General features: G+C 40.7%; 10 protein-coding genes. 5 read left to right on the top strand and 5 right to left on the bottom strand.

Going from position 1 to position 13335, the window contains the following annotated elements:
* The first annotated feature begins 68 nt into the window (after positions 1 to 68).
* Both IQ282_RS09560 and IQ282_RS09555 read left to right on the top strand, forming a co-directional pair.
* Entirely contained in the window at positions 69 to 1205 is a 1137-nt protein-coding gene (locus IQ282_RS09560; RefSeq protein WP_194851634.1) for a methionine aminotransferase, read from the top strand.
* 6 nt (positions 1206 to 1211) lie between these two features.
* Entirely contained in the window at positions 1212 to 1988 is a 777-nt protein-coding gene (locus IQ282_RS09555) for a nitrilase family protein (RefSeq protein ID WP_194851633.1), read from the top strand.
* On the opposite strand, the gene IQ282_RS09550 is transcribed toward IQ282_RS09555, so the two are convergent.
* Positions 1975 to 3582 (bottom strand): Ig-like domain-containing protein, encoded by a 1608-nt coding sequence (locus IQ282_RS09550; RefSeq protein ID WP_228547284.1) that lies wholly within the window; start codon positions 3580 to 3582, stop codon positions 1975 to 1977. The two genes, IQ282_RS09555 and IQ282_RS09550, sit on opposite strands and share 14 nt — an antisense overlap.
* A 24-nt stretch (positions 3583 to 3606) precedes the next feature.
* Positions 3607 to 4293 (bottom strand): ComF family protein, encoded by a 687-nt coding sequence (locus tag IQ282_RS09545; RefSeq protein ID WP_194851632.1) that lies wholly within the window; start codon positions 4291 to 4293, stop codon positions 3607 to 3609.
* Between the two features lie 39 nt (positions 4294 to 4332).
* Between IQ282_RS09545 and IQ282_RS09540 the strand changes: the two genes are divergently transcribed.
* Entirely contained in the window at positions 4333 to 5214 is an 882-nt protein-coding gene (locus IQ282_RS09540) for a hypothetical protein (protein ID WP_194851631.1), read from the top strand.
* Positions 5215 to 5601: 387 nt separating this feature from the next.
* On the top strand, positions 5602 to 7146 hold the full coding sequence (locus IQ282_RS09535) for a glycine--tRNA ligase (protein WP_194851630.1): 1545 nt from the start codon (positions 5602 to 5604) through the stop codon (positions 7144 to 7146).
* A gap of 568 nt (positions 7147 to 7714) precedes the next feature.
* Here IQ282_RS09535 and IQ282_RS09530 read toward each other — a convergent pair.
* Positions 7715 to 11122, bottom strand: coding sequence for a hypothetical protein (locus tag IQ282_RS09530; RefSeq protein ID WP_194851629.1), 3408 nt, complete (start codon positions 11120 to 11122; stop codon positions 7715 to 7717).
* 116 nt (positions 11123 to 11238) lie between these two features.
* On the opposite strand from IQ282_RS09530, the gene IQ282_RS09525 reads away from it, so the two are divergent.
* On the top strand, positions 11239 to 11688 hold the full coding sequence (locus IQ282_RS09525; RefSeq protein ID WP_194851628.1) for a hypothetical protein: 450 nt from the start codon (positions 11239 to 11241) through the stop codon (positions 11686 to 11688).
* Here the strand turns inward: IQ282_RS09525 and IQ282_RS09520 are convergent.
* Together IQ282_RS09520 and IQ282_RS09515 are read right to left on the bottom strand one after the other, a co-directional pair.
* The gene (locus IQ282_RS09520; protein WP_228547283.1) at positions 11682 to 12758 is read right to left on the bottom strand and encodes a glycosyltransferase family 9 protein; all 1077 of its coding nucleotides are present in this window, start codon (positions 12756 to 12758) and stop codon (positions 11682 to 11684) included. The two genes, IQ282_RS09525 and IQ282_RS09520, sit on opposite strands and share 7 nt — an antisense overlap.
* Complete coding sequence (locus IQ282_RS09515) at positions 12721 to 13329, bottom strand: DUF4254 domain-containing protein (RefSeq protein ID WP_194851627.1); 609 nt, start codon at positions 13327 to 13329, stop codon at positions 12721 to 12723. The genes IQ282_RS09520 and IQ282_RS09515 overlap by 38 nt, the downstream gene beginning before the upstream one ends.
* Positions 13330 to 13335: the final 6 nt, after the last annotated feature.

The following is a 13335-nucleotide window of genomic DNA, read 5'->3' as shown; positions in this document are numbered from 1 at the left end:
TGATTAGCTCCTATAAGAAAGCATTTTTTGATCGGGTGAATGGGTAAGAATCTTGTATTTTTAGAACTATGCTCCAATCAAAACTCCCAAACACCTCAATCTCCATCTTTTCTGAGATGTCCCAGCTTGCCGCACAGCATGGCGCACTTAATCTCTCGCAGGGATTTCCCAGCTTTACTGCGAGTGAAGAACTGAAACAGCTAGCATCCCAAGCCATTCTGGAAGACCATAATCAATACGCACCCATGGCTGGTTTGCCGGCCTTGCGGATTGCAATCAGCAAGATGTTTGAATCGCAGCACAATGCATTTTACGATCCTGATACAGAAGTTTATGTTGTCGCTGGCGCGACCCAAGGAATTTTTACGGCGATCCAAGCCACTATCTTTAAAGGTGATGAAGTAATTCTTTTCACGCCTGCTTACGATTGTTACGAGCCTGCGATAAAGGTTGCTGGCGGTATTCCTGTGCGTATTGCGATGCGACTTCCAGATTTTACGATTGATTGGGATCAGGTAAGGTCTAGCGTGAACTCAAATACCAAAATGATCCTCATCAACTCTCCGCACAATCCCAGCGGCAAATTACTGACCCATGAGGACATGCTGCAATTAGAAAAGATTGCGGTTGAAAACAATCTGATCGTCTTGAGCGACGAGGTTTACGAGCACATGGTCTTTGACCGTCGTGAACATTTGAGCGCGAGTCGCTATCCAGCATTGAAAGAGCGCAGTTTTGTGATGGGAAGTTTTGGTAAGACTTTTCATGTGACAGGCTGGAAAACGGGCTTTTGCCTAGCGCCACCTAGGCTGATAAAGGAGTTTCTGAAAGTCCACCAAAACGTGGTTTTCTGTGTGAATCATCCCATTCAAAAAGCCATTGCAACCTATTTGCAAACGCCAGAGCATTATACAGATCTCGGCAAATTCTATCAGCGCAAGCGGGATCTTTTTCTCAACCTCATCAAGGACAGTATGTTCAAATTCACACCATCAGAAAGTACCTATTTCCAGCTGCTCGACTATTCTAACATTACAGATGAGGGTGATTACGCTTTCGCGAAAGCGTTAACCGTCAATCACAAAATTGCTTCCATTCCCATAAGTGTCTTTATGGAAGGCCGCGATCCCAAAATGCTGCGGTTCTGCTTTGCCAAAACTGATGAAGAAATCGTCGCTGCTGCTAACATTTTAAACGAAATATAAAACCCCATGTCACAAAAACTCAAAGTTTCCCTTATCCAGACCGAGCTCATTTGGGAAGAACCACTTAAAAACATGCATGCTTTTGACAAAAAATTAGAAGCGCTGTATGGCAAGACTAATCTTGTTGTTTTACCTGAAATGTTTACCACCGGTTTTTCTATGAATCCGCAAGATATTGCGTCCTCTTATTCTATTTATGACTGGATGAAGGATCATGCCATGGCCGGTGATTTTGCGATCTATGGCAGCGTGATGTTTTTAAAGGATTCTGGCAGTCACTGCAATCGTGGCATTTTTATGAAACCTGACGGCAACTTTACCATCTATGACAAGCGTCATACTTTCACGCTGGCAGGAGAACATAAGGTCTATGATGCGGGCGAGAAACCTGTAATAGCTACTTATAAGGATTGGAATTTCAATCTGCAGATTTGTTATGACCTTAGGTTTCCCGTGTACTCAAGAAATACACAGGATTATGATGTGGTGCTTTATGTAGCAAACTGGCCAGTGACACGTGTCAATGCTTGGGATGCGCTATTGAAAGCTCGGGCGATAGAAAATATGGCTTATTCCATAGGTGTTAATCGTGTGGGAACAGACGGTACTGGAATGGATTACAATGGACATTCACAGATTTACAATGTGTTGGGTCATGAATTAATGGAACATCCATGGGAAAAAGAAGGTGTTCAAACCATAGAACTCGATAAAGAGCATATTCACTCCACGCGCAACAAACTAAGGTTCCTAGAGGATCGCGATGCGTTTACTCTAGAATGATATTTGTGACGTAATCCCAGTTGGCTTGTAACGCGATCAAATCTGGGAAATACACCACTTTTTCAGGCTGTCTGTTTTCAAGGAAGTTTCCAGGGTCAAACCTACCATTATCATTTGCGTCATAAATCACGCGTATGTAATACTTATTGGGTGGTAAATAATCAAAGGTTACAGACTTGTTATCTCTTACTATAATTTCGCCGGTTACTTCTAGGTTCTCGGTTACAATTTGTACGATAATAGGAAACGCTGTCCCTCCACTCAAATTGATGGGAATATTTCCTAAGTCTGAAGAGGCTTTGGTGGTAAAAACACTAGTAATGGTGTCGTTAGTAGCCCCATAGAAATCAGTTACAGCGCCGGGAAGCGACTGTAGGCTATACTTGTTTTCTGGCTGTACATTAAATTCATAACTCCATATATTGTTGAGGGAATCCAGCTTCACAGCAAAATCTTGAGAAACAGAATCCTTGTCTATCAGTCGCATTTGTAGCGGACTCAATTTTACAATAGGCGTTGTAGCTGTAAACTGAATAGGATTTCTTAAGCTAAACTGACCGTATTTAGAAACTATCAGACTGTCTTTTTCTTGTTCCTTGAGCCTCGCTGTAACTGTCCTTTTAAATTCTTTAAGAGCTACTACAAGTTCTAAACTATCTTGCTCTAAAACTGGCTTGTACCAGTAGTTTAAAGTGTCTTTTTTATCCGCTTTGGTAATACGGCTAGCAGCTATCAAAGATTTATTCACGGGCGATATCATTGCAGAATCTAACAATCCCTCGTAACCTATCTGGATGCGCGATTGTGCTACCTGACTGGCTCTGCGCAATTCTAGATTTTGTTCTGGTTCGTATAAATTAACCTCAAAAACCTCATCAGTTGGAACGGTAATAACCTCGCTGACGAAACCTAATTTATCACTTTTAGGATCAAATTTAAGGTTACTGGATTTTTCTTTGAGCGCTACCATTCGGTACTGGCCAGCTTTCAAGTTTTCCATGGTAAAGGTGGTCAGGCTATCCAGCGTATTCACAACGTATCTGGGAACCTCATTATAAATAATGGAATCTGTATAAGAGTCGTTCACCTCATACAGCATCACGTTTATAAAATCATCTGTTTTAAATTTGAGCGCATCTGTCACGCGACCTTGAATTTTCAAAGAATCGATGTAGGAGCCTGTGCTAAAAACATACTTAAAAAAAGGATATGGATTTTCTTCCGTATTATCAATAATACTCTGTCCAAAGTTGAGTACATAAGTCGTGTTGTCCAGCAATGTATCTGTTATCTCTATCGTCAACTTTTTAGAAGCACCACCTTGAGGCTTGATTATAGGGCGATATTTAAGTGGTGGTGAGATCACCAGTTGTTTTTGCAGGTCCTTGAGTTTGACATACTCATCAAACGTAATTTCAATTTCTTGATTCTTAAAATTAACGCTGTAATTATCAGGAAATGCACGCAGAATCTCTGGTGGTGTTTCATCCACTGGACCACCCGTAGGTGAGCCTCGTTTAGCACATTGAGTCAGAGCCAGAGCAATTACAACGGCTATAATAATTAGAGAATATTTCTTTTTTACATTTTTCAAAACGCTCGCAAGTTACTAGATATTTTAAACGGATATACCCATTGTTGCAATGGAAATGCGCGTATGAGGAATTTTGAGCAATTCCCGCGCGCATAGAGTCAGCGTTGTGCCGGTTGTAACAACATCATCCACCAGCAATATATGTTGTCCAGGTTCTATTTCTTCTGTGATCTGGTACGTTTGCTGTGTTTCATTACTGCGCTGTCGTTGATTCAACTGAGCTTGTTTTTTTGTATTTTGGTTTTTAACGAGCACGCTTTCGTGAAAGCGAACTTTTAACCCATCTGCAATACATTGACTAAATTTTGTAACCTGATTGTACCCTCTTTCACGCAATCTTTTAGGATGAACAGGAACAGGAATGACCAGATCTACATCATCAAAACGAGTGTCTGCTGCCATGTAGGCCGCCATCCAGACGCCTAAAAATGTTCCTATTTCTTCTTGCTTCTGGTATTTTAATTGATGGATCATATGTTGAACAGTTCCTATTTTTTCATAATAGAGTAGGCTCGTGACATTTTCTAGCGGCACACGCGCATAAAACAATTCCATCATTTTGTCATTATCCCTCAAATCTTGATAAGCAACTGGCAATTGCGATCTACAAGAAACACAGAGCATTTTCTCTCCGTTTTGTAAAGAGTGTTCACAACCTATACAAGTCTCTGGATAAAACAAATTCACAAAGTCACTGATCCAGAAATGCATAAAATTGTATAGTTTAGTGAGTTAAATATAACTAAGCTTATGACAACGCGTCAAGACAATCGTTTTCTCAAGATCATTTTCGGAGTATTAATTCTTTTATTTATCCTGCTGGCCTACTGGTCGTATACTACTTATCAGGAAAATGAAAATATAAAAGATAGTCTTACAACAGAAAAACAGCGCATTCAAGAAGAGCTCAAGAATATATCGCTAGAATATACCGTCGAGATTGAAAAAGGCAATATGTTAAGCAATGATCTAATTACGGCTAGAGATCGCATTACAAAATTGCGAGATAGCGTGATTAATCTGGAAGGAAGTGTTGCTGTAATGTCGACGCTACGTAAGGAACTTTCTAAAATCAAGGACGATCGTCTAAAGCTCTCTGAAAAAATCGCTAAACTAGAAGCCAGCAATAAATATCTTGTCCGCATTAACGACAGCACTCTTGCAGCGTTGAATGAAGAAATTATCAAAAGCGAACTTAAGGAAGAAACGGTGGTAAAACTTACTGAAAATGTGAGCCGTGCCGCTACACTCATGCCTACTAATTTCAAAATGGAGGGAGTCATCGTGCGTCGTTCTGGAAGACAAATTGTAAATGACCGCGCCAGCCGTGTGGATGATATCAAGGTTTGTTTTACGCTCCCAGAAAACGCACTAGCAAAAACGGGTGTCAATTCGTTTTATTTGCAAGTCATCAATCCTGACAACAACGTTATGGGAGTTGCCAAAACGGTGAATTTTGAAAGTCAGACACTTACCTATTCTAAAATCGTACAATTTAATTATGAAGGTAAAGAATTGGACATTTGCGAACTTCTAGATGCAGATGTTGAAAAAATAATTAAAGGAGGTTATCGCGTTAACCTTTTCAACAACTCTATACGTGTTGCTAATAGCGAGGTTGTTTTTAGATAAATTCTTGATTGAAGTTGAAATTTCCTCCAGATTCAATTGCTAAGCATTCTGACAACATCTAATAATTAAAGTGATGATAACCGGTGTTATTGCCGTGAAACTTTAATAATTGCTCCTTCCATCTTTGAAATTCTTTGATCAATTTCGGTGAATAGTGACCTATACTTAAAAATATCCTGATAGAGAATTTTTAAATCGTGCGGAGATTCTTGATCGCTAACTCATACTTTCTCAAGACTCAGAATAGTGTTTTTCAACCTTCCTTGTCGCGGTTTTTGGTTGAGGCATATTCCGCGTTCAATTTGCTTTCACGAGTGCCGTTCAAAAAGAAAGCGAAATAACCACAAAACTGCCGTTCCATGGCTGCCTTTTTTTATTTTTGCAGTTATGGCAAATAACGATCAAGATCAGTTCAAGAAAGTGCTCTCTCATGCGAAAGAGTACGGTTATGTATTTCAATCCAGTGAAATTTATGACGGCTTGCAGGCCGTTTATGACTATGGTCAAAACGGTGTAGAACTCAAGAAAAACTTACGCGAGTACTGGTGGCAGGCGATGACGCAACTTAATCAAGATATCGTCGGGCTTGATGCTGCGATATTTATGCACCCATCTACTTGGAAAGCATCTGGTCACGTTGATGCCTTTAATGATCCCTTGATTGATAATAAAGATTCAAAAAAGCGCTACCGGGCTGACGTTCTTGTAGAAGATTACTGTGAGAAATACCTGCAGAAAGCCAATAAAGAAGTTGAAAAAGCCGCTAAACGTTTCGGTGAAGATTTTGACGCTGCCATGTATCGGGAGACGAATCCGCGAGTGATGGGTTATTTGAAACAATCTAAAGAACCCGTGGAACTTCTAGCAAAACTGTTAGAGGCAGAAGATCTTGCCGGTGTAAAAGCCCTGATTGAAGAACTAGAAATTGCAGATCCCGATACAGGGTCAAAAAACTGGACAGACGTGCGTCAATTCAACCTGATGTTCGGCACTAAAATAGGTGCAAGTGCAGATACTGCTACAGATTTATACCTGCGCCCAGAAACGGCACAAGGGATATTTGTTAACTTCTCAAACGTTCAAAAATCTGGTCGTATGAAGATCCCTTTTGGGATTGCGCAGACTGGAAAAGCTTTTAGAAATGAAATCGTTGCGCGTCAGTTTATATTCCGCCAGCGTGAGTTTGAACAGATGGAGATGCAATATTTTGTCAAACCAGGCACGGAGCTGGAGTGGTTTGAGGTCTGGAAAGAACGTCGTATGGCGTGGCATAGTTCGCTAGGATTGGGCTCAGAAAATTACCGTTTCCACGATCATGAGAAGCTGGCTCATTATGCAAACGCTGCAACTGATATTGAGTTTGACTTCCCTTTTGGTTTTAAAGAATTGGAAGGAATTCACTCAAGAACAGACTTTGACCTAAAAGCTCACGAGGAGCACAGTGGTAAAAAGCTACAGTTCTTTGATCACGAGGAAAATAAAAATTACGTCCCTTATGTGATCGAGACTTCCATAGGATTAGACCGAATGTTCCTCGCCATTTTCTCTACATCGCTTGTAGATGAAACGCTTGAAGATGGTTCTGAACGTACCGTGCTAAAAATTCCAGCTGTACTTGCACCAGTAAAAGCAGCAATTTTACCATTGCTTAAGAAAGACGGTTTGCCAGAGATCGCACAGGACATTATAGATGATCTTAAGTGGTCTTTAAAAGTTCAGTACGATGAGAAGGATGCGATAGGACGCCGCTACAGACGTCAGGATGCTAATGGTACTCCATATTGTGTAACTATCGATCATGACACTAAAGAAGACAACGCAGTTACTGTAAGAGACCGCGACACGATGACTCAAGAACGTATTGCTATCAAGGATTTGAAAGTATATCTGGAGAAGCGAGTTGCGATGAGCGAGTGGTTACGGAAGATTTAGTTTTACAAGGGTGGACTTAAGCCCACCCTTTTGATAACCACAGTGATTAATAGTAACCAGAACTCTCGCTGAGTTTCTTTACCGCTGTCCTGCTGACACCAGCCAAAAAATAGAAAGCTTTGATTTTGAAGCCGTTTACGGCGATGCAATCAGGAGTGGTTGAAGTTTGGCCAACTTTATTCCTTTTTCTGAATTAAAACTGTTTTCTGGACACCTGCAACCTTTCCGTTTCAGAATCGGTTATTGCCACTTCTTGATTCTCCCCTTTCCTGTTTTTAGGAAGGGCGCTTTTTTCAATAATTCAGATTTGAAAGTGTTAATGGCTCCTCGCCTAAAAACAGGCGAGGGCAGATTAGCTTCGCCATGTACGGCGATGCAATCAGGAATGGTTGAATTTTCACTGTAACTGATTCTAGTTTAGAACTGCAAACGGAGGTCAGTGAACCTTCAACCTATCCGACCAAAGCTCGCGTTAGCTCACTTTGCCCACCTTTCCTGTTTTTAGGAAAGGAGCTTTTAAAGTTTTGAAGTTCTATGAAAATCTGAGAACTGTGACTGCTCTTGTAACCTAAAAATATGCCTTCAACTGCACACTTCCCGTGTGCACGGTACTCGCAGTTTCTGAATTTCTCCCGCTGTAACTCAAGTTCAAATCAATAAAGTTGGTGACCTTTTTTTGTAATAAAAGATTCCAAGTTAGATTCTTGCCAGCTTGTAATCCTTCCAGCATTTGAAAACCAACCGGTGAAAATGACTGTCCTTTAAAATCATTATTCACATAACGCAGCTCGCCATTGACCGCATATTTCTGGCCATCGTTGAAGCTCCATCCTAGTCCTAGATTTTGCTGATCTAGTGTGGCCACATCATTTATCTGGTTGTCCTTTTGCTGATATTCATAAAACAAATCTACCCGATTGCTCTCTCCGAAAAGATAAGAAACCTGAGGTTTCAGTAAATTCTCGTCGATCTTAAAATTCCTATTGGCAAAATTCTCGCTGCGGCTGGCGTTAAAACCTGTTTGACCATTAAAGGTAAATAACCAGCTTTCAGCTATTTTGTGGAGGAAGTTGATCTGGTGACTTTCCAGTTCTGATTCGATGCTTCCTATACTTTGAAGGTTTTCTGTGGTGGTACTTAAATAAGTATAATTGGTCGTGTAGCGCTGCTTTCCACGGTTGAAAAACAGACTGTTCCTAAAACTCAAATTCAAGCCCAGCTGGTCGCCTCTATCATCAAACGGATTCAGATCAAACTTCTCGCCTTCTCGTATGACCTTTCGGTCGATCAGATAACTTGTCTGGTTATAAAACTTTGATGCTAATTTTTTAAAGCCTTCTTCTCCAGACCATGAAACAGGATTGAGTGTAATCGTCTGGCTGAACTTATTTTGATGTATGGGAATAAAAACCTGATTGGGCAACAAAATCCGCACGTAGCGAGCCTGATCTTGAAATTGCGCCACCTCAAACTCGTTCAGGTCCTGGATACCATCGCCGTTATAATCGATCCATGTAAATGTTCCCTGTCCGGGATTGACTTCCAGATAGGTAAAATCCTGTCTGGGAATCGTCCCGCTATTGGTATCATATGTTGTATTCCACAGCACCTTATTGTTAAAAAACTTACGCGTATAAATCAGGCGGCTGTTGAGCGATATTTCATTTTCAACATTAGGATCCTCGCTGGAAAGCACCCGATAATTTGCAAAAACCTGTAAGCTTTGAAGCTGGTCCTTAATCGGTTGGGAGCGTACAAAATAAGTGTTGGAATTGTTGACGCGCTGTAAATCTCCAGCTCTTAAACTATCATTAACCCGGTAACGGTATCCTATTTCAACAAAGGTTGCCGTAGAATCACCACGACCGGCATAAATCTCATATTCCGTGAAACGCTGCGACAATGGCGTGAGCGTTCCCGTCGCCTTATCTTGCTGCTCATTGCTCTCTAGATTCAATCGCGCACCAAGCCAATTTTTATTAAATCTCTTAATTACAGATGCACTAGCCCTGTTGAACGTAGATTGTTGCGTGGTAGAATTTGTGGAGAGCACGCTTCCGCGAAAGCGGGACAACCACCCGTCACCCTGCAATTTACCAGCAATATTGTGGCGATTGCCATTGTAGCGATCTGCAAACTCCAGATGCTGAAAGGAATAACTTGCCGCAATAGTGGAATCGCGAGCATATTCTGTCGCAACAGTAGTAAATAACTGGTCACCTAAAGTACTATCAATATTCCAATCACGGTTAAATTCGATATTATAAACCCGCTCCACATTGCGAAAATTAGACTGGATATAGTCCGTATTCAATGCGATTTTAAGCTGCTGATTTACATCCTTTTTTAATAACTGCTGCTCTAGACCCAGCTTTGCCGCAACTCCAGAATTATTTCCATCATCCAGGTCTGAAAACCGATTCAAGTCGTTGTTACTTGCAGCAAGTTCTGTAAAAACAGTAGTGGAATTCGTGGGCTGATAATTTGCTTTGATACCGGCAATGGTCAATATTTCTGGGGCAAAAAGACGTACGACAGGCTCATAATCACCCTGCAGGATTCCGTTGACGGGATCTCGATATTCATAGATATTTGCGATCGCTTGATTATTGACGAGCATGTAGTTTCCCTGGTTAGCACCCACAAAACTAAACCGCACATTAAATAAGTCCGCCTGCGGGTTTTGAGAAAACACAAATCTGGGAATCCCATTGATTACCTGACGTATATATTGGATTCGGTTTTCAGAGAAATCGGCACGCACGGCACTTGGCGCTATGGATTGGTCAGCATTATCACCGGCATTTGCGAGAATAGCTACTTGATCCTCGTTTAAGTCTTGTTGTAACGGTTGGTTTTTGGCATCGCTTTCCGTGTAAATATAGGAATCGATTTTGAAATTGCTATTTTCAAAACCGCCGTTAGTATACCCTATGAATCTTGTAAAGTTGCGATCGCTATATTGATATTCTATAGTGATACGCATCTCACTGGTAATGGGAAATGTAGGATTGAACCTGACATCTCCCGCATTGTAATCAATGATGTAATCTGCATTCTCTCCACGAGTACGCAATACACCATTCACATAAACGCGTTCACTTCCAGAAATCACCAAAATAAACAACTCGCCCTGCTGACCTATCAATTTATAAGGACCTTGATTTCCTTCTTGACCTGTAAATCGGCTGGTATTAAAAGTTCCACGAACTAAGGCACCAGCTGCACCGGCATATCCTTGTGATTCATCGCCGTTGAACCTAATGTTGCCAGTGATTCCTTGAACGCGCTTGGTAAAATTATTGAATTGATATCCTTCTTGTAATAAGTCCACATCACCAGCTCTAATGCTCCAATCCTCACTAAAAAGTTCAATAAATATCTGATCGAATTCATCGAGCCGTTGCGAATATCCATTTTGGGTTTGCGGGACATTGGCATCTTGAATAGAAGCACGTAAGGATACTTTATCTGATAGTTTTCCGGTGATTCTCAAATCAAGTTCAGAATCAACTACACTATTTTGATTATTGCCCACGCGTATCCCACGAGTAATACTACCAGAAACCTGCAAGCCATCAAAAGGAATGAAATTAGTTTTGTTGCTTGATTTCTTTAAGGCTACCAGTTGTTCCTGCCGGCTGTTGTCTCCTAAAATAATCGCTGGATCGTAGAGTTGGTAGGATTTCGTTAAGAAATCGTCTAACGGCAGATATTTCACATCTATACTATCCGTTACTATGATGGCGTTTTCTTTGAAAATGAGCCATGAATTGGTGAAATCGACTTTGTAACTGGTAGTGTCAATAATCCTACCCATTTTATCCTTGATCTGGAAAAAACCGGGATTAGTACTTATGTTGTGATAGGTAATAGTATCACGCACTGCCAATCTCTTTTTCACCACGCCATCAAAATCTTGAGCACCAATGATCCCGCTACAAAAAAAAGAAAATACAAGTAGCTTCCACCTCATCTATTGATACAACAGTCTAGTTTCAAAAATATTTTAAATCTTTGGGTTTATGGCAGATGTACCATTGTATTACAAGCAATAGAGCTTTAAATTTGAACAGCATCTATATTTTGATCATGTATAAACTATTTCAGCTTTTATTAATCCTCACGTTGATTTTTCAAACTTATTCATGCATCAACGCTGACCAAAGCGCAGCTATCCTTTTAGACGGTATGGAATTGAATCAATTTAGGGATATCGATTACAAAAATCTGCAGAAAACAATCGATGCTCGAGAAGATGTTAAAACGGGAATAGATGCTTTGAGAGCTTACTATCCTATAAATTCTGAGAGTAACAGTGAGAACGCGTTCAAGACTAAAGCCATTACAAATGAGTTGGGCAGCAACTATTTTTTTTTCCAGCAAGACAATCTTAAAGATGATTCACTAGATGCCATCGCTATCTGGATAGAATATGATCTTTCAAGTAATGGAAGAATAACTATTTTGGGTTTGAAAGAATCTTATCAATGTAAGGAAGGCCGTGGCCATCAAGAATGGTCTGACGAATTGTGTCAGTAAGCCCCTTCTAAAATTACCCGCAATCGCTCCACTACCGCATTACATTCAATAGCTTCCAAAACTTTCTCATATCCCTCTGGACATTTATTCCCGTAAATAGAAGTTGGAATTAACGGGAACTGCTCACGGCTGGCGATTATTTGATTTTCGTCGGGCTGTAAAAAAGGAACAAACCCAGCAAAAGGGTGTGTATTGCCCCAGATCGTAATTACAGGAACTCCATACATTGCAGCTAAATGACCGTTGCCGCTATCCATGGAAATCATCGCATCAAGGTTTGATATCATCGCAAGTTCTTCTTCAAAACTCATAAATCCAGCAAGATTGAACACATTAGAACTAGTACCCGCAACTATTTCCAGCTGCTTAGCTTCCTTTGATCCTCCGCCTAAGAGAACAATCTTTACATTCTCCACCTCAAGAATAGCTTGAACTAGTGCTTTAGCTTTTTTAGGAGTCAGAGATTTATATTTATGCGCTGCAAAAGGAGCAATTCCTATCCACCGGTGTTGATGGTCACCTACTAGGCTGTGGACTTTTTTAGGAATGGGGAGACGTGGCAATATATCTACGGGAGTGAGCTCGATAGGCAATCCTAATTGCTCAAAAACGTCAGCATAACGTTGTGTGGTAAGTTTAAGTTGCTGAAAATAATCAGAGTCGTTGATGAGTTTTTTTTTCTCTCTTCTCCCTTTATCTATCACAGCTTTACGAGTGCCCGGCAAGAATGCTCTCAATACTTTTGTACGCAATACATTGTGCACATCTGCTACGGCATCAATTTTCTTATTGCTGATTTCAATTGCTAAGCGACGCAGTCCCAATATTCCCTTATGTTGTTTGTCAACTTTTGCCTCGATGATAGAGATTCCAGGAACTTGCTGGATGATGGGAAAAAACCGCTTTCGCGAAAGCGAACTTATTTCCAGATCCGAATAAACTCTACGCAATGCAAGCAACACCGGTATGGTCATCGCCACATCACCCATCGCACTCAAACGCATTACTAAAACTCGCTGTGGCTGTTGCATTTTATTTCCTGGAACGCAAGACTGGATTGAGCTCGTCATCGTTATACATTTTCATCTGCTTGTAGACTTTCATGTATTTTTCACCTGTAGAAATATCTTCTAACAATTGATCAAGTGCTGTTGATAGATCAATGCGCTGTTCCAGCAGGATATCTAGCTTTTTCTGACAGGCAACTTTGTGAGATTCACTAGCATCTTGACGACTTGCCTCCTCTTCCATGTGGAATACCTTAAGTGCGAGAATAGACAGTCGATCGACTACCCAGGCTGGACTTTCTGTATTAATTGTCGCGTTGTCCTTAACGTTCACATCCTTATATTTTTCTAGAAAGTAACTATCGATATATTCCACCATATCAGTTCTATCCTGATTGCTGGCATCAATCTGCCGCTTCAATGTAAGTGCCGCTACTGGATCAATATTGGGATCACGTATGATATCTTCATAATGCCATTGTACGGTATCTATCCAGCTCTTGCGATACAATAAATACTCGATTAAATGCGTATTGCGATCGTACTTATTATCAAATTCCTGATCTACCGTGTTTATAATGTGGTAATCATTGATGACTTTCTGGAAAACTTCATTGGCTTTTTTAGAGAACATATCTGG

This window comes from Nonlabens antarcticus (genome assembly GCF_015356755.1).
Lineage (GTDB): Bacteria > Bacteroidota > Bacteroidia > Flavobacteriales > Flavobacteriaceae > Nonlabens > Nonlabens antarcticus.
This window is presented reverse-complemented; position numbering and strand designations above follow the sequence as displayed.

Excerpts from the sequence above, each read along its gene's own strand:
- IQ282_RS09515 (WP_194851627.1), bottom strand. The coding sequence starts at position 13,329 with ATGTTCTCTAAAAAAGCCAATGAAGTTTTCCAGAAAGTCATCAATGAT.
- IQ282_RS09560 (WP_194851634.1), top strand. The coding sequence starts at position 69 with ATGCTCCAATCAAAACTCCCAAACACCTCAATCTCCATCTTTTCTGAG.
- IQ282_RS09520 (WP_228547283.1), bottom strand. The coding sequence starts at position 12,758 with ATGACGAGCTCAATCCAGTCTTGCGTTCCAGGAAATAAAATGCAACAG.
- IQ282_RS09540 (WP_194851631.1), top strand. The coding sequence starts at position 4,333 with ATGACAACGCGTCAAGACAATCGTTTTCTCAAGATCATTTTCGGAGTA.
- IQ282_RS09535 (WP_194851630.1), top strand. The coding sequence starts at position 5,602 with ATGGCAAATAACGATCAAGATCAGTTCAAGAAAGTGCTCTCTCATGCG.
- IQ282_RS09525 (WP_194851628.1), top strand. The coding sequence starts at position 11,239 with ATGTATAAACTATTTCAGCTTTTATTAATCCTCACGTTGATTTTTCAA.
- IQ282_RS09530 (WP_194851629.1), bottom strand. The coding sequence starts at position 11,122 with ATGAGGTGGAAGCTACTTGTATTTTCTTTTTTTTGTAGCGGGATCATT.
- IQ282_RS09545 (WP_194851632.1), bottom strand. The coding sequence starts at position 4,293 with ATGCATTTCTGGATCAGTGACTTTGTGAATTTGTTTTATCCAGAGACT.
- IQ282_RS09555 (WP_194851633.1), top strand. The coding sequence starts at position 1,212 with ATGTCACAAAAACTCAAAGTTTCCCTTATCCAGACCGAGCTCATTTGG.